15 protein-coding genes are annotated in these 20,949 nt (G+C 32.8%); 3 read left to right on the top strand and 12 right to left on the bottom strand.

The features are described from left to right. Together QM536_05500 and QM536_05495 are read right to left on the bottom strand one after the other, a co-directional pair. A partial coding sequence (locus QM536_05500) for a VCBS repeat-containing protein (protein ID MDI9356462.1) occupies positions 1–3,515 on the bottom strand: 3,515 nt, incomplete at its 3' end. A gap of 9 nt (positions 3,516–3,524) precedes the next feature. Next, complete coding sequence (locus QM536_05495) at positions 3,525–4,292, bottom strand: NRDE family protein (protein MDI9356461.1); 768 nt, start codon at positions 4,290–4,292, stop codon at positions 3,525–3,527. A 292-nt stretch (positions 4,293–4,584) separates the two neighbouring features. Between QM536_05495 and gldD the strand changes: the two genes are divergently transcribed. The 3 genes from gldD to thiL all read left to right on the top strand — a co-directional run bounded on the left by gldD (position 4,585) and on the right by thiL (position 7,991). Continuing rightward, the gene (gene gldD, locus QM536_05490; GenBank protein MDI9356460.1) at positions 4,585–5,178 is read left to right on the top strand and encodes a gliding motility lipoprotein GldD; all 594 of its coding nucleotides are present in this window, start codon (positions 4,585–4,587) and stop codon (positions 5,176–5,178) included. A gap of 214 nt (positions 5,179–5,392) precedes the next feature. After that, positions 5,393–6,943 carry an acyl-CoA carboxylase subunit beta gene (locus QM536_05485; GenBank protein ID MDI9356459.1) on the top strand — a complete coding sequence of 517 codons (1,551 nt, stop codon included), beginning with the start codon at positions 5,393–5,395 and terminating at the stop codon, positions 6,941–6,943. Positions 6,944–6,974: 31 nt separating this feature from the next. Then, positions 6,975–7,991, top strand: a complete 1,017-nt coding sequence (thiL, locus tag QM536_05480; GenBank protein MDI9356458.1) for a thiamine-phosphate kinase — start codon at positions 6,975–6,977, stop codon at positions 7,989–7,991. A gap of 102 nt (positions 7,992–8,093) precedes the next feature. Here thiL and scpA read toward each other — a convergent pair whose 3' ends face one another. The 10 genes from scpA to QM536_05430 form a co-directional block, all read right to left on the bottom strand. Further along, positions 8,094–10,226, bottom strand: coding sequence for a methylmalonyl-CoA mutase (gene scpA / locus QM536_05475; GenBank protein ID MDI9356457.1), 2,133 nt, complete (start codon positions 10,224–10,226; stop codon positions 8,094–8,096). Between the two features lie 868 nt (positions 10,227–11,094). Next, positions 11,095–12,237, bottom strand: a complete 1,143-nt coding sequence (locus tag QM536_05470; protein ID MDI9356456.1) for a hypothetical protein — start codon at positions 12,235–12,237, stop codon at positions 11,095–11,097. A gap of 61 nt (positions 12,238–12,298) precedes the next feature. Continuing rightward, positions 12,299–13,195, bottom strand: a complete 897-nt coding sequence (locus QM536_05465; GenBank protein MDI9356455.1) for a hypothetical protein — start codon at positions 13,193–13,195, stop codon at positions 12,299–12,301. 71 nt (positions 13,196–13,266) lie between these two features. Beyond that, the gene (locus QM536_05460) at positions 13,267–13,950 is read right to left on the bottom strand and encodes a hypothetical protein (GenBank protein MDI9356454.1); all 684 of its coding nucleotides are present in this window, start codon (positions 13,948–13,950) and stop codon (positions 13,267–13,269) included. 46 nt (positions 13,951–13,996) lie between these two features. Continuing rightward, the gene (locus QM536_05455; GenBank protein ID MDI9356453.1) at positions 13,997–14,689 is read right to left on the bottom strand and encodes a sigma-70 family RNA polymerase sigma factor; all 693 of its coding nucleotides are present in this window, start codon (positions 14,687–14,689) and stop codon (positions 13,997–13,999) included. Positions 14,690–14,956: 267 nt separating this feature from the next. Continuing rightward, a complete protein-coding gene (gene yidC / locus QM536_05450) occupies positions 14,957–16,786 on the bottom strand; it encodes a membrane protein insertase YidC (GenBank protein ID MDI9356452.1) in 1,830 nt (609 codons plus the stop codon). Positions 16,787–16,807: 21 nt separating this feature from the next. Beyond that, complete coding sequence (gene lysS, locus QM536_05445; protein ID MDI9356451.1) at positions 16,808–18,556, bottom strand: lysine--tRNA ligase; 1,749 nt, start codon at positions 18,554–18,556, stop codon at positions 16,808–16,810. 18 nt (positions 18,557–18,574) lie between these two features. Further along, on the bottom strand, positions 18,575–19,402 hold the full coding sequence (locus tag QM536_05440) for a C4-type zinc ribbon domain-containing protein (protein ID MDI9356450.1): 828 nt from the start codon (positions 19,400–19,402) through the stop codon (positions 18,575–18,577). A gap of 3 nt (positions 19,403–19,405) precedes the next feature. Further along, a complete protein-coding gene (locus QM536_05435) occupies positions 19,406–20,497 on the bottom strand; it encodes a Nif3-like dinuclear metal center hexameric protein (GenBank protein MDI9356449.1) in 1,092 nt (363 codons plus the stop codon). Positions 20,498–20,738: 241 nt separating this feature from the next. Then, on the bottom strand, positions 20,739–20,949 hold a 211-nt coding region (locus QM536_05430; GenBank protein MDI9356448.1), incomplete at its 5' end, for a hypothetical protein.

Below are 20,949 nucleotides of genomic sequence, written 5' to 3'. Positions count from 1 at the left end.
TTGGTAATGGTTTCAAAAGATATACTCTGAGCTGCTTTGTGTATGGTAAGAATCACAGTAGAATCTTCTGCAAGAGTAAAAGCATTTCCGTTGTTATACGCTGTTATAGAAGCAGTTCCTGTTCCAATTATTGAGATACTGTTTTTGGAAAAAGAAACAATGGAACTACTACTGCTGTAGGATATAAGTAGTCCGCTATTTGTATTTGCTAAAATAAAGGGAGGATCGCCGAAGGTCTTGGTAAGATTAGTAAAAGAGATGGTCTGCTGGTCTTTGGTAGCGGCAAAATTATAGATTCTTTCCGTTGCCCAAGTTCCTCCTGCTAATGAACCATCTATTGCCTGTACGCTCCAATAATAATCACGAGGGGCTTGATTTTGTAACACATAACTTGTATCCGAAATAAGCCCCTGAAAGAGAATTTTTCTGGTACCATCATCTGTAAAAGAATGAGCGCTTCTAATACTATCTCGTTTTGATGGGGAAGTTCCTATGTATATATTGTATTGGAGTGATTTTTTAGATGTCTTATCGTCTAGAGCAGATGACCATTTGAGACGGTAACTTCTATTGGATAGTTTTTCTTCTGATAGATGAGTAGGAGCAGATGGAGGAGTATTAGGAGAAAATGGTTTTGTAAGTAATTCATTTCTATATATCATTTGAGAATTTCCTCCTGCTACAAATATATCTAAGTCCCCATCATTATCATAATCCACAATATGACTGCTTCCTTCTGTAAATCCATTGAATGCATTATGAATTATTTCAGAGAAACCTGTCTTATTATTTTTATAAAGATGAGATGAGGTTTGTTTTGTTAAAAACATATCTAAATATCCATCATTATTTATGTCTCCAAAAGAAGCATATTTATAATCTCCCACAAAAATATCCCCTTTTACAAAAGAACCTGATGTATTTACATACCATTCAGATGCATCTTTTTTTATTACCAATATATCTAAATCCCCATCTTTATCGTAATCTACACATACATTATGAAGATAGGCACCCGATCGCTCTTTATTCAGTACTGTTATTTCTTTGATGAATATTCCTTCTGTATTTTTATAAATTTCTCCTATGTTGTTGCTATAAGTATCTCCTAATAAAAACAAATCCAAATCCCCATCATTATCATAATCCCCAAAAGAACTACTACCATATCTTACGCCTGTAAAAGTATTTCCTGTTACTTCTGTAAATCCCGTGCCTCTGTTATTTTTATAGAGCTTGGAAATAAGATTAGTATTGTTATTTCCCGTTAGAAAAATATCCACATACCCATCATTATTATAATCTCCAAATGATAGAGATGCTAAATCTACTGATACAAATGTCGCTCCCATAAATATGGAAAATCCTGTTCCATTATTTTTATAGAGAGTTGTGGAATTATCTTTTTGAAAAAAGAGATCTAGTTTTTTATCATTATCAAAGTCAATAAAACCAACTCTATTAGCACTCGAAACAGTAGAAAAAGAACCTGAGTATATCCGAGAAAATATTCCTGAAACATTTTCATACATTTGAGGATCGGAGTCGGTAGTAAGAACAAAATCCAAGTCACCATCACTATCATAATCACCAAATGCCGTAGAATAAGAGGTTTCGTTACTAAAAGTATATCCCGAACCCGTCAATGCAGTAAATCTATTACTAAAAATAACAGAACTCTGATTATAATGACTATATCCTCCCGATACAACAGAACGGATACGATAATAATAACGAACACCCTCAGTCAGGGAAGATATTCTTTGGGTAGTATCTATTTGATTTACTAAAGTATCTTGGTAAAAAAAAGTTTGGAACCCTGCATCAGTGGAAATATCTAACTCATAAGCGGTAGCAACAGATACTCTATTCCATACGAGTGTAAATTCTGTAGGAAAATTATCTCGAATAACAGCAATGGGAACATCAGATGCAGTAATAGAAAATGTTCCCGTAGCCCAATTACTCGATACAAAAGATCCATCTATTGACTGAACCCCCCATTCAGAAACTCCCGCAGGAATATTCTTGACGAGTAAAAAAGTATCCTGCACTTTCCCTCTTTGAGGAATACTTCGTTTCCCATTAATACCAAAAGAATGGGAAGTTCTAATTATATTTGTTCCATTACGAATATACAGATTATAACTGAGTCCCTTTTTTGCTGTTTGATTATCTAAACCTCTATTCCAAGAAAATAAAACACTATCTCCCGAAACCGAAGAATGTAATCCCATAAGAAGCGAAGGGGAGGAATTAGTCGTAAATAAAACATTTTGAATAGTATCATTTCTATACAGTTTGGAAATATTAATATCATAACTGTTATCAAATCCTCGTAAAAATAAATCCATATCCCCATCATTATCGTAGTCCCCAAAAACACTATATGCATTTCTAACAGCAGTAACCTGTGTGTTCTTTTCTGTAAAAACACCCGCATTATTTTGATATAATTTAGTAATATCTCCACTACTCGCTTCACCCGACAGAAAAATATCCAAATCCCCATCATTATCATAATCTATAAAACGACCACCTCCCCTTCGCACACCTGTAAATGAAGCATTCACAGCACTAAATCGTTTCCCATTTTTATTTCTATACAGTGTGGAAACTACCGCAGAAGTGGAACTTCCCGTGGCAAGAATATCTATATATCCATCTTTGTCATAGTCACCAATAGATAGAGAACTATAATCTACTCCCACAAAGGATGTCCCTTCCACTCTTGAAAAACCCGTTCTATTATTATTATATAAATCAAATATCTTATTTGTCCCGTTATTCCCGCATAAAAATAAATCCTTGTCTCCATCGTTATCATAATCCTCAAAAAGACAAGAACCACTTCGAACCCCCTCTAAAGAATCTTCTTTCGAAAATACTCCTCCCGTATTTTTATAAAAATAAGAAGCCAACTTATTCAAACCAGACTCTAAACCATACTCTCCCGAAACAAATAAATCCAAATCCCCATCATTATCATAATCCACAAAAGCACTCGTACCATCTCGCACCCCTGCAAAAGTTATATCTATAGAAAAACCCGTCCCACTTCCATTCCTATAAAGGGCAGCAAAGCGGTATTCTGTCGTCTCTCCCCAAAAATATCCTCCTGAAAATACATCTATATATCCATCATTATCATAATCCCCAAAACTATTGGTAGGGTTTTCCAAACCTAATAAAGCAGTAGTAATCTCTGTAAAACTACTTCCTCTATTATTTTGATAGAGTTTATAATTTCCATCTGTAAGAGCTCCATCCATCTCAAACACTGCACCATATTCAGAAACAAGTATGTCTAAATCCCCATCTTCATCATAATCAAAGAAAGCACTACTACGCGACGAAGCATTTATGCCATTAGTAATTCCATTGAGATCTATTCCTGAATGCATTCCCACAAAAGTAAAACCTGGAGAAGTAATCTCTACGAACTGTGCAGAAAGAGTCCTGCAAAAGCATACAATACTCACACATAAAAGTAATGTTTTTTTATTTATATTCATAAAATAATATTATAATGTTGTATTATTTATATAAAAATCCTGTCGTCCTCCCTTTCTTTTGCCCACTGTATATTCGTTTTCTGTAAAATGTATTGTTTTTTTTGTATCAACAGTAATGAGAGCAGAAGAACATGTTCCGTAATTATTACTTTTAATAAAAAGAGAAGAAAGTAATTTTTCCCTCTCCATGCTAATCCCTGTCTTAGGTAATAAATCATCGGGTGCCTGCGTGGCATCTTGCAACATCTCAAAAATATTATCTGCAACAATCTCTTCTTGAGCGAGAATACCTTTCAATTTTGCTTTTCCTAATTCTATTTTGAACCAAGGTGTATCCAAAACAGCATTGCTAATACCATAAAGACCAGGAGCAATTTCTACTAACTTCTTATCTTCGTTATTACAATAGTAAAGAGAACTCCTGACTCCAAATAAAAAATTAAAACCATTGTATTCCTCAAAAGTATTCTGCATGGATTCAAAAAAAACTGCGGGATCTTTATCAGATACCAGAAAGTCCTTTACCAAATTTCCACGAGAAAGAGTCGCCCCCTTGTGCAATCCATTTCTATAATTCGTAATAGCAGCAAATCTATGCTTTTTACTGAATCCCATCCACGAACCCCCTGCTTGAAGATCTCTTCCTGCTAAAACATCAGGGTAATCTTCCCAAAAATGAAGTGCTTTTGTAGGACGTTCATAATGTTCATCTCTATTAGATGCCATTACAAAAGGATATTTGGGGTGCTGCTTCCACGAAAATAGTAATACACACATATTGAATTATGAGTTATAAGTTATTTTAATATTTTGGGTTCTTTGTATTTACTTTCTGAATCGCTCATTGAAACTTTTCTGTTTTTATTATATATCTTTCTAAAAAAACAAAATTTCTAAAAAATAATTGTTCTTACACATATTTATAACAAATTGCTTCTTTTTTTACTAAAAATACTCTTATTAAGCAGACTTATCTTTTATTTTTTGCTCTTTTATGCAAAAAAGTTCTGCATTGTATATTTTTCCGAAAAATTATTTTAAAATAACATATAAAAAACACCCATTAACTATGAAAACAATACTATATTACGCACTATCTCTCCATGTATTATTTCTCTGCTCCATACTCTTTTCCTGTGAAGAAAAATACATTCAAAGAGCAAGAGCATACCCAAGAATAGAACTTCCTCCTCACACTTACCAATTATTTCAAAACCATTATCCATACTCTTTTGAACACCATACAAAATCTTTCATCAAAAAAGATTCGGGATGGCTGAGCGAACCTTACTGGATAAGCATAGAATATCCTCATTTTAGTTGTTGGATTCAACTTACTTATAAGCCTATCAATAAAAATCGTCCACTTGATTTAGAAAAATATCTGAATGATTCGTATAAACTGACTTACAAGCATAAAATAAAAGCATATTCTATTGAAGAATCACTCATAAAACTACCCAATGGGAGCATTGCAAGTGTTTCTGAAATAATGGGAGATACTCCTACACAATTTCATTTTCATACCACTGATTCTACCAAACATTTTTTACGAGGTGCTTTATATTTCAATACTTCTGAAAAAAATGATTCCTTAAAGCCAATCATAGAATATGTAAAATATGATATTCTCCATCTCCTGAACACACTAAAATGGAAATAAAACATTGTTTTTACAATAGATTTCAAAACTTTTATAGTTTTACAACTAAAACTAAACACATGTATGCAAAGAGAAAAGACTCCGAAAAAGAATACAAACTATCATTAAAAGATAAAATAACAGAAAAGAAAAATAAAATAATACAAGAACTTATGCAAAAAAATAACAAATGAACTCACGTTATATTACTATAATTCATACATTATAATTAACTATGTCTACTCATAAAAAAAAATTAGAGTATTTGAATATTATCAATAAAGAGGTTCTGAAAGGAGGCGGGGAACAAAAAATTCAACAACAGCATGCGAAAGGAAAACTTACCGCAAGGGAAAGAATAGATTTATTATTAGATTCGGGTTCTTTTCAAGAATTAGGCAAATATGTAACCCATACTTGCCATGAGTTCGGATTAGAAAAGGAACATTACTTTGGGGATGGGGTTGTTACAGGATATGGAACGATTCAAAATAGACCCGTATATGTATATAGTCAGGACTTTACAGTTTTAGGAGGATCTGTATCACAATCTCATGCACAGAAAATAGTTCGTCTCTTAGACCTTTCTCTTAAAAATGGAATACCTGTTATAGGATTCAATGATTCGGGCGGCGCCCGAATTCAAGAAGGCGTGGTTGCCTTAGGTGGGTATGCAGATATATTTTATAGAAACACGAAAGCTTCGGGAGTCATTCCTCAAATATCTGCTATAATGGGTCCTTGTGCCGGTGGAGCCGTATATTCTCCCGCACTTACTGATTTTATTTTTATGGTAGAAAAAACATCTTATATGTTTGTCACCGGACCAAATGTTGTAAAAACAGTAACCAAAGAAGAAATTTCCCAAGAAGACTTAGGAGGTGCTTATACGCACAGTAGCAAAAGCGGTGTTTCTCATTTTTATTATCCAAATGAAGTAGAATGTATAAAAAATATAAAAACACTCCTTTCTTACATCCCTCAAAATTGTGAAGAAACCCCTCCCATACTTCCTTATGAAGCAAAAAACGAACTGAGACCAACATTAGACAATCTCATTCCTGAAAATCCCAATCATCCATACGATATGAAAGATGTTATCCAACAAATAATAGATGAAGACACATTTTTTGAAGTCCACAAGAATTATGCAGAAAATATCATTATTGGATTTAGCAGAATACAAGGAAAATCCGTGGGAATAGTCGCCAATCAACCATCATTTTTAGCAGGAGTATTAGATATAAAAGCATCTGTAAAAGCCGCTCGATTTATACGATTTTGTGATTGTTTTAATATCCCATTATTAGTATTAGTAGATGTCCCAGGTTTTTTGCCAGGAAGCGAACAAGAATGGAATGGAATCATTACTAATGGTGCAAAAATACTCTATGCATTTTCTGAAGCTACGGTTCCAAGAATTACCGTCATAACCCGAAAAGCATACGGAGGAGCTTATGATGTTATGAACTCAAAACATATAGGAGCGGATATGAACTTCGCATGGCCTACAGCAGAAATAGCAGTCGTAGGAGCAAAAGGAGCCTCAGAAATTATTTTTAAAAATGAAATTAAAAATGACCCTCATCCTGAAGCAAAACTCCAAGAAAAAATAAACGAATATACAGAACAATTTGCTAATCCATACCACGCCGCAAAGTACGGATACATAGATGAAGTGATAATCCCAAGCCAAACTCGTCTCAAAGTTATATCTGCATTCAAAAATATAGAAAATAAAGTAGATACCATTCCCAGAAAAAAGCACGGAAACATACCTCTTTAATCTAATTTATGAATTATAAATTTTGGAAATTATGAAAACAGATATTCGTGACATAGGAGAATTTGGGCTTATAGAACAAATAAAAAAACAATTTGCACGGCATCAATCTCCTTCTACTATCAAAGGAATTGGAGATGATGCCGCTGTTATTGCCTCTGATAAAACCATTCTCATATCCACAGATATGCTGTTAGAAAATATTCACTTTGATTTAACCTATACTACCCTTCAATATTTAGGTTATAAAGCAGTAGCAGTAAATATATCCGATATTGCGGCGATGAATGGAAAAGCAACGCAAATAACTACCAATATAGGTATCAGTAATAGATTTTCATTAGAATCTGTGCAGGCATTATACGAAGGAATAAAGCAGGCATGCGATACCTACAAAGTAGATTTGATAGGTGGAGATACTACTTCCTCAAAGGCGGGGTTAGTTATTTCCGTTACAGTGGTAGGAGAAATTGAAAAACACAAAATTACTTACCGAAGTGGTGCTAAAAAGAACAATATTATCTGTGTAACCGGTGATTTGGGAGCAGCGTATATGGGATTACACATTCTGAACAGAGAAAAGGTAGCATTTTTAGCAAACCCTCATACTCAACCCGACATCTCTGCTCATACATATATCGTGCAAAGGCAACTAAAACCCGAAGCACGAGTAGATATCATCCATGATTTGTCCACACTAGGAATAGTTCCTACCTCTATGATAGATATTTCTGATGGACTGGCTAGTGAACTATTGCATATATGCAATCAATCAGGAGTAGGGGTCAGAATTTACGAAGAACACATTCCTATAGCTAATAATACTTTGGAAGCAGCGGTGCTTTTTCAAATAGAACCCATTACTGCGGCCCTCAATGGTGGAGAAGATTATGAACTTCTCTTTACTATAGACCAAAAAGATTATGAAAAGGTAAAAAAACACGCCGATATTCGCTTTATCGGATATATAACAGAGAATACTGATGCTTTTTTAGTGAGTAAAGAGAATCAATATGTTCCTATACAAGCACAAGGTTGGAAGCATTTTTAAAATAAAAAAAATATAAATAATGCTCCTTAATCCATGATTCCAATCGTGGACTATGTTTTTTGTTTACCCTTATTATTGAAAACAAATACAATAATCCATAGATCATAATTTTTGCAGAAGTTTTTGCATCACAAAAAGAGCTGCCTTTGCAATATGAGTTCCCGGTCCAAATATAAAATGAACTCCTTTGTCATATAATATCTGGTGATCTTTTTCAGGGATAATTCCTCCAGCTATGATAAGTGTATCTTCTATTTGAAATCCTTTTAAAGTATCTATCAATTCAGAAATGAGAACTTTATGAGCTCCTGCAAGGGTAGATATTCCAACAATATGTGGGTCTGTTTGTACTACTTGCTTTGCTACTTCTTGGGGTGTTTGAAAAAGAGGTGCTATTTCCACATCAAAACCCATATCTGCAAATCCCGTAGCAACTATTTTATACCCTCTATCGTGTCCATCTTGTCCCATTTTTACTAAAAGCATACGGGGTCTGCGTCCTTCCATTTTTGAAAATACATCTACGAGGTGTTTTGCTTCTTTATAATCCGCATCTTGAGATGCTTCTTGAGCATATACCCCAGAGATAGACCTTGTGTTTGCGGTATATCTTCCAAATGTTTTTTCTAAAGCATCAGATATTTCTCCTAAAGTAGCCCTTTTTTTTGCTGCTTCTACAGCCAGTTCCAAAAGGTTTGTTTCTGTATTATTTGCCTTTTCGGTAATAATACGAAGGATATTTTGCACTTCTTCTTCGTTTCTTTTGCTTTTTACCTCTTGAATTTTTCTGATTTGATTTTCTTTTACGGATACATTATCTATTTCTAAAGAATCTATATGTTTTTTAGAATCATAAAAAAATTTATTTACTCCCACAATAATATGTTTTTGAGAATCTATTTGAGCTTGTTTGTGAGTCGCAGATTCTTCTATTCGGAGTTTGGGTAATCCGGACTCTAAAGCGGGAAGCATCCCTCCCATATTTTCTATTTCATCCATAAGAAGATTTGTTTTTTGAATCAGCATTTGCGTAAGATTTTCTATATAATAAGAACCTCCCGTAGGGTCAACTACTTTTGTGATATTGGTTTCATTTTGAAGGTAGAGTTGTGTATTTCGAGCTATTTTTGCAGAATGAAAAGAAGGAAGTGCTATGGCTTCATCAAGAGCATTCGTATGGAGAGATTGTGTATGTCCTAACACAGCAGAAATGGCTTCTATGGTCGTACGGGCTATATTATTATAGGGCATTTGTTCTGTTAAACTCCATCCCGATGTCTGACAATGGGTTCTCAAAATAAGAGATTTTGGATTTTGAGGATGAAACTTTTGCATGAGCAAAGCCCAAAGAGTTCTTGCGGCTCTTATCTTTGCTATTTCTGTAAAAAAATTCATTCCAATTCCAAAAAAGAAAGAAAGACGGGGAGCAAATTCATCTATATCTAAACCTGCTTTTAATCCCGTCTTGACGTATTCTATCCCATCTGCAAGAGTGTAAGCAAGTTCTATGTCTGCTGTCGCACCAGCTTCATGCATGTGATAACCACTTATACTGATGCTATTAAACTTCGGTAGATATTTTTTACAATACTTAAAAACATCTGCTACAATTTTCATACTCTTGGATGGAGGATAAATGTACGTATTTCTGACAATAAATTCTTTTAAAATATCATTCTGAATCGTTCCCGTAAGTTTTTCTTTCGATATGCCATATTCTTCGGCAGCCACTATAAAAAAAGCCATAATAGGAATAACAGCCCCGTTCATAGTCATAGAGACAGATATTTTATCCAAAGGAATATCTTTAAATAATATCTTCATATCTTCCACCGTATCAATGGCAACACCTGTTTTGCCCACGTCTGCTTTTACTCTTTCGTTATCAGAATCATATCCTCTATGGGTAGGTAGGTCAAAAGCAACAGAAAGACCCGTTTGTCCCATAGAAAGATTCTGTTTATAAAAATTATTTGACTCTTCTGCAGTGGAAAACCCTGCATATTGGCGTATAGTCCAAGGTTGAACACAATACATACTTGCATAAGGTCCTCTTGTATAAGGAGGTAATCCCGCACAATATCCTAAATGCTCTATCCCTTCAATAGATTTTGGATCAAAACAACATGGAATATCAAAACCTTCGGGGTTTTTCCATTTAGCAGCATTATGGGGAATTTTTACCACATAATCTTTTGTCATATCATAACTTATTTGTGAAAAATTGGGCTTCATTTTGTTTTTTTAAGAGACAACAATAATAATATGGTAGATAATTCTAAAAATGAGCCGTTTTGTATAAATAATTATCTCATTTCTTGCTTTTTATCTGATAATTTTTATATATAATTGCTAAAAAATCAATTTTAGATGATTTTCTATTATTTTTTTAATTATTTTGAATAATTTATACAAAAACTTAATGAAAATTTATATATATTTGATATTTATTATTTTTTTATTAGTTTTGTAAATCGTTTGTCAAAGTTTCATATTTAAATGGGGGCGTATTTTATGCCCCTATTTTTTTTATAAGATGGGTTCTAAAAACTGACTTTAAGAACTCACGTTAAGTATTTTTGATTATCGTTGAAACTCTTTTTATAACTGACCTTGGGCATTGCACAAAAATTATTTTCAAAAAATTTATTGTAAGATTTTTAAAAGGTAAGGTATGAAATTTTATTATATTTTTGCGCAAGGTGAGTTATTAAATAAGTGTATCAATAAATCCAAAAAAACAGAGAGAGGAAGACTGGAAGGTTTGAGAAAATTTGTAAAAATTATAAAAGAAAGTATCAATATAATGTATAAAAAAGAAAGATGGAGGAAAGAATCATAAAAGCTCTCAAAAGAGGAAAACTCACACCTACCCAAATAGCAGAGAACTTTGAGGTATCCTTATAGTTGTGGAACAAATAAAAAAAGAAAAAATCTCTAAAAAAAATAATCCGAATTACTTTTCTAAAACATATATTATATAAAGTATCGACAGGTTCTAAAAACTTAGTTCTTAGAACCTGCTTTCTACTATAAAGATAAAAGAGAGAGCTTACAATATTGCATCTAAATGAAGTTATACAGTAAAAATGTTTAGAACCGCTTACAATAAATGGAGAGTGATTCCAAAGCTTATAGCATTGAGCTTCGGTCCTTTATCTTCATAAAACACGGGATTCAAATCATAATTTACAAAAAAATCTAATCGTCTCCATCCCACTTGTCCCCTCAAACCATATCTAAAATTACTGATATAAAAATCATCACCCTGAAGATCTGTTAGCTTATGTCCTTCTACTTTTTTTATAGTTTTGCTATGAGATTCTATTCTATATGCTATATATCCACCAAAACCAATTTTATATATCCGTATATTTTTTTTATTTCCTATATGTATCACAGGTACGAAAGATGCATGTATATATGTTGCAGAAAGTTTACTCTTTATCCATTCATTACTTTGATTGCCTTGGTAAAAGAGTATATCTGCATTTCGCTTCATAATTTGAGTAGAAGGATCTTCAAATTTCCAATTATACCAAGAAAATCCAATTCCCCATTCAAAATAGAGTGGTCCTTTTACCAAATGTGAATGAGTGCTGGTAAGACCTACATACCAAGAACCCCAAGGTCGCACAGAATAGTGTTCTCCATTGCTTTGAGGAAGTGTTCCATTGGGTTGTATCCAATTATTCATCCCAAAATCAAAATAAAACGAATGGTCGTATTTTTTTTCTTTTTTTCTATCGTTTTTTGGATACCATTGTTTCCAATGTGTTCTCATTCTCATAAATTTATATATTCTATCTAACTCTTCTTCCGCTTCTTCCCACGTATCTCCTATTATATTGATTCTTACTTTTCTCTTAAAATCAATAGTTATGTGTTTTTTTCCATTAGGAAGCTCTTTTTTTATGATGGAAAATGTATGGTCTCTATTTCCTTTTTTTTCGTTTCTTCCACTTCGTTTTCTATTGTCATAAAAATCTTGCTCGGTATCATTCGAAATAATATTTTTTTCTACTAATTTCATATCTGTAGAATCCATACTATTCTCTAGTATTTCGTTAATATTTTGTTCTCTTATTTTTTGAAAATCTTTTTGAGAGTGAATAGAAAAAAATATCTGACTACTGTCTCCTATTTTTACGATAATAGTATCTGTATAATAAAAACAATTGGCTGTATGAGTACTGCTCAATAGTAAAAGTAAACCGGCGGTTATGTAATATGTTATCTGTTTCATTGGTAGTATTATTTATGAAGTATTTATAAAAAAGTATCTAACACTCTCTTCTAACAATAATTTATGATTTTTTTTTCTTTGTGTTTATGGTAATTTCTTTTGATTTCCCATTTACAGTTATGATAGCGGTGTTATCACAAACCCCTTTACCATAATCTATGGAATAAGTAGTTCCGTCTACTATATGTTCTAAAATCCCTTGGGTACAAACTGGTTTTCCCTGTGACAAACAGTCAATACTAAATATTAAAGGGGTTTTCTCTGAAACTTTAGAAAGGTATGTTTTTCCGTTTCGGTTTGTTCCAGTTACATCACCTGAATAAGTAACTTTTGTCACTTGTTTAGCTGCTATAGAATTTATAGTATAAGTTCTCGTTTTTGTTTCCTCTCGAGTAGCACTACTTCCATCGGGCCATGTAAATTTTCCATTTTTTAAAGAAATTTCATGGGTATATGTAAGAAAATCTGCGGTAGCTCCTTTAAATGTAATAACTCTCGTCCCTTCTACTTTTATACTATCTATATAAAAATTTTTAAAAGTGACAGAACGAGTAGGAAACAAAGGATAAGCAGCGTTAGGAGTATAATCAATAGTAATTGTTCCTTTTCTTACTCTGCCTCCATATCCAATACATCCTCTGATAGTATCGTATACGATAATTTTTTTTCCTAGTAATCTATAAAACTTCTTTGTAGTACAAGAACCAAAAACCATATCATCAGCAGTAATAGTATCTGCATTTACTCTTGCAGATGATGCATAATCTACTGATAAAGATTGTTCTACCGTATTGTCTACTTCTAACATTGTAGCATCTATTCCGGATTCTGATCCTACAGATACCTCATCTACTGTTACCTCTGTGGTAACTTCATCTTTTTTACAAGAAACTAATCCAAAAAAAAGGATAAGATATATTGTAAATAGTAACTTTTTTGAATTTTCTAAAAATCTCATCTGTTGTTTTATTTATGTTTACGTTAATGAAATGAATATATTATTATATAAAGAGAGCGTTAGATACTTGTTTAATACTTTTTATTTATTTTTATTTCCACTAAATAGGCATATTCTATTTGTATTTTCTGTTTCGGTTTGAGTATATTTTCAAAAGAATATCTCTGATGAAAGTTTTCTGCTTTTTGAAAAAAAACTACTATATCTGTCCATATATTTCTTTTTTTTGTGGAAATGTTCTTTGATATAAATATGGGAGAAAGAGTAATATGCGAAATTTTCAATACTTCAGGTGGAGAAGGATTGTAGATTTTTTTTTCTAAAAAAACCATATCTACTTGTATTCTTGTTTCATTTGTCATACCTGCTTCATAGACTTCTTGTGTTGCAGATGTATTCGTTGTTGATGTTGTAATTATATTTTTTTTTGAAGTAGGATTACGGGTTTCTGCTTTTACTGTGGGAGAGTTATCCGCTTTTGATATTGTTTCTTTTTGAATACTCTTTTCTCTTGTGGGAATATTACTTATAGTATGTTCATAGTTTTCAGGGCTTCTATTAATGGAGGTGTAGAATGCAAAAGTCCCCGAAAGGATTGTTACAACACATGCCGTAGCCGCAAATCTATATACTACTCTTCTTTTTCGTCTTTTCTGTAATATGGCTTGGATTGCTATCCACGAATCTTTTTGTGGAACTATGGTTATCTGGGATAGTTTTTTTTTCAAAAGAGCATCTAATTCTGTTGTTTTCATTGTGTTCTGTAAGTGTTTAGTAAATAATTCTCAAAAATATCTTTTGTCATACAATAAGGTTATTCTTTTTTTGGGCGAGTATTCTTCCTCGTAAAATATCTCTGGCTCTACTCAAATTGGACTTAGAGGTGTTTTCTGTTATTCCTAATATGTCTGCTATTTCTTTATGAGTATATCCTTCTATCACATACAGATTAAATACTGTCTTATATCCCGTAGAGAGAGAGTTCACCATTTCTAAAAGATACATTTCATCTAATTCTGTATTATCATATTCTGCTTCTATCACTTCGTTTTTATGAAGGGTATCCATATCTACAAAAATAAGTTTATTTTTTCTCAAAAATTGCAGGCACTCATTGATAGTAATTCGCTTTATCCAGCCTTCAAAACTGCCCGTAAAAGTATATTTTTTTATATTTTCAAATATCTTTACAAACGAATGTATCATTATATCTTCCGCATCAGCACTCTTTTTTATATATCTTCTGCAAAGTCCCAAAAGCACCGCAGAATATCTTTCATACAAAAGAGTTTGAAATGTCTGCTTTCCTTGCTGGCATCCTCTTATAATGGTTTCTTCTGAATAATTACTCACACTCATCTTAAAGTTTTTCATTGGTATAAATGCGGGGAGAGGACTATCGTATCCATCTTCCTTTCTCTGTTTTGTTGTATTGTTTTGGATAGTAAAACCAAATATATTTTCTTTTTTCTCTCTAAATGAAATAAAAGACAAAAGGTTGCGTTAACTTTCAATTTTTTTTAATTATGGTATGTGGAGGCATACTTTTGGGTTCTCTTTTTTATTATATATGAAAGCAAAAAATCCTGAAGGATAGTAATCGTTTATAAACGTTTTTTATTTTTTTAACTCATTTTTGTAAAGGAATAGATGATTTTCTTATTTTGTAAGCGGAGTTCTCATTTGGAGCATACAAAAAAAAGCCCACGTGATAAAACGTGGGCTATGTTGATAGGTGCATTGGTTTGTATGTTATATCTATCAGTTTTTAGAACCTCCTTTAGTATTTTTTTTGTCTTTTGCTTTTTTCATTGCATCTTCTATTTTTAGTTGGAAAGATGATTTATTTTTGTTTTGATTTTTTTTTCTATTTTCATCTAATTTTTTTCTTATTTTTTTTTCGTTTATGAGTTTTCTTATGAGCTCTTGTTGTGCTACAGATGCGATGTTCGAAACAAAATAATAAAAAGAAAGTCCTGCACTGTAAGAGTTTAAGAGTCCTAAAAACATAATGGGGGCAATGTATTGGAGTACTTTCATAGGACCTTGCACAGTGGTCATCTGATTGGTGAACCATGTGAGCAGTAAGCTGGAAGCGGTCATAAGGAGGGTAAATAAGCTTACATGGCTTCCATAAAATGGTATAGAAAAGGGTAGTGATGCGATGCTATCGTAAGTAGAGAGGTCTTCTGCCCAGAGAAATGGTTTTTGGCGTAGTTCTATAATATTAGGAAAGAAGTAAAACATTGCAAATAATATAGGGAGTTGTAGAAGCATTGGGATACATCCGCTCAGTGGGTTTACTCCTACCTGCTTATAGAGGTTCATGTTTTCTACTTGTTGTTTTTGTAAATCGTCGGGATATTTCTCTTTTATTTGGTCTATTTCGGGCTTGAGAATACGCATTTTTGCCATTCCTATAAAAGAATGATAGGTGAGTGGTAATAAAATAATTCGTATAAGGACAACGAGTATTATTATAATGATTCCATGATTGAGAGTAATAGTTTCTAAAAAATGAAATATGGGGAGCATAAATCCTTTGTTTATCCATTTAAGGATTGCCCATCCGAAGTCAATATTAGAGGAAAAATCAGGGGCTATTTCTTTGAGAGTATTGTATTCATTAGGTCCAAAAAACAAGTTACATATAAATTTTTCTTGAGTCCAGTTTTTAGGATTTATTTGAATAGTAGCAATCATTTGTTTTGCCGAGTTTGGATCTTGTTCGTCTACTTTGGTAGAAATATCTGCGGATTGAAATGGTTCTTTTGGTATCAGAGCGGTAGAGAAGAATTTTTGTTTGAAAGAAATCCATTTCAGTGGTGTATCAATAGATTCTTGTTCTAGAGAAACAGAATTATCGCCCAGTTCATCTTTTTCTTCTTCAGTAGTATAATAGTTTATGAATGTTCTTGCTCGGAGGTCGTTTATATCTTTTTCTATATGAGCAACATTATTTTTCCAATGTATTGCAACATTTTGTGGGGAGACGTCTGTTGAGAGTCCAATGAGTTGGTGAGAGTAAGATATAAGGTATCCCTTTTGTGGTATGGTATAGGTTTGTTCTATGTATCTTTGTGCATCTATATATGCTCTAAAAATAATTTGTGTGGTGTCGGATGTTATTTTTTTTTCTTGGGGTATAAAAAAGAAGTCAGTAAATGCAAATGCTTTATTAAATGAGGTAAAATGCGTTTGAAATATTGACTTCTCTGCATCAAAGATAATGAGAGGAGTTCCTGTATAGGTAGTGTATTTTTTGAGGGTTACTTGTTTTATAGTTCCTCCTTTGTTGGAAAAAATGATGTGTAAGTCCTCATTTTCTATGTTAATTTCTTTTTCTATTCCATGTGCTATGGGGGAGAATATTCCAAATTGTTCTTGGCGGAAGAGGGCTTGTTGAGTAGTATCTACTTGTATATTTTGAGAGAGAGTGGCTTTATCATTTTGATGTGAGGTGCTGTCTTTTTTATTTTTTTGTTCTGTGTTGTTTGTTTGCTTTTGGACTTCGGGTTTCGGGGAAAAAAATATGATGTATAGTGTTAGTCCTCCTATTAAAATGAGTCCTGTTATTTGTTGTCTATCCATGTATGAAATGAGTTAAAAGATTTATGTATTATTTTGTAAGTAGTGTATCCATGATTGTATTTCTTCTATAGTTGGGGGAGAGATGTGTTGGAGTTTCATTTTTTTTCTCATGTTGCACATGTCTTGGAAGAGTTTTTGTTCTTTTGCATTTTTTATATTTTCGGGGGTGTTCATATTCAATTGTTCTATGAGGGGGATAAGTTCTGCTCTTATTCCTATTTGTTCGTATTCTTTTGTGGTGATGGTGTGTTGTTTTTTTTCGGGTTTCATTTGTGGGAAAAAGAGGACATCTTGGATGGAGTGAGAATTTGTCATGATCATAGTTAATCTGTCAATTCCTATCCCTAAGCCTGCTGTTGGAGGCATTCCATATTCTAATGCTTTTAGAAAATCTTCGTCTAAGAGCATAGATTCATCATCGCCTCTTTTTCCGTTTTCTAATTGTTGTTCGAATCGTTGTCGTTGGTCTATGGGGTCATTTATTTCTGAGTATGCGTTACAGATTTCTTTTCCGTTGCAGATAGCTTCAAATCTTTCTACGAGTCCATTTTTATTTCTATGTTTTTTAGAAAGAGGAGACATTTCTAATGGATAATCGGTAATAAAAGTGGGTTGTATAATATATGGTTCGCATTTTTCTCCGAATATTTCATCTATAATTTTTGCTTTTCCCATGGTATTATTTACTTCTATGTTGAGTTTTTTGGCTGTTTCAGAAAGTTCTTTTTCGTTCATTTCAGAAATATCTATTCCCGTAAAATGTTGTATTGCTTCAAACATAGTAAAACGTTTCCATGGTTTTGCAAAGTTGATGGTATGCTTTCCGACGGTTACTTCTGTTGTTCTGTGGAGTTGTATTGCTATTTTTTCGATGAGTTCTTCTACGAGTTCCATCATCCATATATAATCTTTATATGCGACGTAGAGTTCTATTTGAGTAAATTCAGGATTGTGGAACCTGTCCATTCCTTCGTTTCTAAAGTCCTTGCTAAATTCGTATACACCGTCAAATCCTCCTACAATCAATCGTTTTAGATAGAGTTCATTAGCAATACGGAGATAAAGAGTAGTATCTAATGCGTTATGATGGGTTTTGAAAGGTCTTGCTGCTGCACCTCCGTAGAGTGGTTGTAGTATGGGGGTTTCTACTTCTAGGTATCCTTTCCCGTTCAGATAGTTTCTCATAGTATTCATTAATTGGGTTCTTTTGATAAAAATTTCTTTTTGTTCGGGATTTACGATGAGGTCTAAATATCTTTGACGGTATCTCTGTTCGGCATCAGTAAAGGCATGGTGTAGAGTTTTATTTCCCTGCTCGTCTTCTGTTTCTTTTACGATGGGGATAAGTTTGAGAGATTTAGATAATAATTTTAGTTCTTTTACATGAATAGAAATTTCTCCCGTTTGTGTAGTAAAAACATATCCTTTTACTCCGATAATATCCCCGATGCCTATTTTTTTTTTAAAAACATCGTTATAGAGTGTTTTATCTTCGTTTGGGCAGATATCATCTCTTTTTATATAAGTCTGTATTTTCCCCACAGAATCTTGTATGACAGCAAAGGAAGCAGAGCCCATAATTCTTATACTCATAACTCTTCCAGCTATGGATATATTTTGGGATTCATTAGGTTTTTGTTGGTAGTCCTCTACGATTTTTTTACTGTGGGTATTCACGTCGAATGTCTCGGATGGGTATGGGTTTATTCCGATTTTTATGAGACCTTCTCTTTCTTGTCTTCTGAGTAGTTCTTGCTCACTGAAACTCATGGTTATAGTATTTTGTATCTATTCGTCAAGATTAATAATGGTATTGTCTTCTTTTTTTTCTATAGTTTTTCGTTTTCTTCTCGTCGGTTTTTCTCCGGAAGCATCTTCTTCTGAGTTTATATCATCATAAAAAATTCTACCGCAGTGTTCACAAATAATCATTTTTTTTTTTTCACGCACTTCGGATCGTTTTTGTGGTGGAATCATATTAAAACACCCGTTGCAATATCCTTTTATAATATTTACAATTGCTAATCCATTAGATGTATTATTACGTATACGGTCGTATGCTTTCAAAAGTATTGCATCTACTTTTTTAACAGCAGTTTCTCGTTTTTGTTTCCATTCGGTTTCACTACTTTCGCTTTCTGCTACTATGGAATAGAGTTCGTCTTGTTTTGATTTGAGACGTTCTAAGCAAGCTACGATGAGGTTTTCTGTCTTTTCTAGACCTTGTTTTATCTGTTCTATAGACAAATATTTCTCTTGAATTCTTTTTTCACATATTTGAATTTCCAAGGATTGTGTTTCTATTTCTTTTATAATAGCGGAATACTCTCTATCATTTCGTATGTTCATTAATTGTTCTTCGTATTTTTTAATAAGTTTTTCAGAAGATTTAATACCCTCCCTGTACGTGATGATTTGGTTTTGTATTTCTTGTATTTTTTCAATCCATTCCTTTTCTTGGTTTTGGTATTGGATATGTTCATCCTCTATATCCATAATTTCTTCAGGGAGAGCTCCTAACACTTTCTTTATTTCATCTAAATTGGTATCTATTACCTGTAAATTATAGAGTGCTTCTAATCTATCTGCAAATAGTTTTTCTGCTGCGTGCTTCATTTTTTAATAGTAGTATTTAATAGGGTTTGTAATAATTTGAGATACATAAATATTATTCATATTTTTTTTTAATAAATAGTTATGGAGAATTTCTGTCATGCATATTTCACTTTCATAGTGACCAATATCAGCAATAAGTATTTTACTTTCATTTTCAAAATATTGGTGGTATTTGAAGTCGGATGTAACAAAAGCATCGGCTTCACATAGTATTGCTTTTGGTAATAGAAAATAGCCACTTCCTCCACAAACTGCTACTTTTCGTATTTTTTTATGGAACGGAGTATATTTTATGACAGAGAGATTCAATACTTTTTTGAGGTGAAATAAAAAATCTTCCTCCCCCATCTCTTGCTCCAAATATCCTATCACTCCCGATCCGAATTCTTGATTTTCATTGGTAAGATGGATAATATCATATGCAATTTCTTCGTATGGGTGATGCTTTTTTAATGTGAGAAGTATGATATTTTGCAAATAACGTGGAAAAATAACTTCTATCTTTTGCTCTTGGACTGTTTCTAAAGAATGTCTTTCTCCTAAGGTAGGATGAGCATTTTCATTGGGTAAAAAACTCCCTGTTCCCTCAGATACAAAACTACAGTGGCTATAATTTCCTATACTCCCCGCTCCCACTTCGTGTAATTTTTCTAGTATATTTTTTGCATCAGAATGAGGAGCAAAAGTAACGAGCTTTGCCAAAGTATCTTCTTTTTTGAGAAGTATTTGACCGTCTTGTAAACCCAAAATTTTTGCAAGTTGAAAACTCACTCCACCCCGAACGTTGTCTAAATTGGTATGAGCAGCATACAAAGATATATTGCATTGTATTGCCTTTATCAATATCTTCCCTAATTGAGTGCCGCTCGTAATTTTTTTTATACCCTGAAAGAGTACGGGGTGATGGGATATAATCAAATTACATCTTTTTTCTATGGCTTCTTCTAAAACCGATTCCGTTATATCCAAAGTAATGAGTATACCTTCTACTTCTAAATCTTGATTCCCGACGATAAGTCCGCAATTATCATAAGATTCTTGATAACTTATAGGAGTAAAATCTTCTATGTATTTCTTTACCTCACGTATCGTCATTTTGTTAAAATAATTGGTAATGTGTATTAAAAATGATTTTAATAAAGAGAAAAAGAAACCTAATATATTATCTTTGTCAAAATTACATTTTTTTTATATTTCACAAAATTATTGTGTAATAATACTTCATTTTCTCTTAAATGTATCCATCTTTTTATAAGTATGTGTTTTTCTTTTCAAAAACCAGAGTCATTATCTCTCTTTTTAATATATATTCTCTCAAAAAAGAAAAGAAAAAGTATTATTTTGCCTTTTCTATCAAAATAATAAAATTACTGCATCTATAATTATAGATGCCCAAATCAATTTGAATGAGGGTGTCCAAAAAATCTTTTTTCGGAATTTTTATTTTTTTATAAATGGTTTTCTTCCTTTTTTGACCTGCCCCAATCCCTCCAAAGGAGGGGAGTTTTTGACCTCCCACATCTTCTACCAATATCTCGGTGCTATGC

Source organism: Chitinophagaceae bacterium, assembly GCA_030053935.1.
Lineage (GTDB): Bacteria > Bacteroidota > Bacteroidia > Cytophagales > JASGCU01 > JASGCU01.
This window is presented reverse-complemented; position numbering and strand designations above follow the sequence as displayed.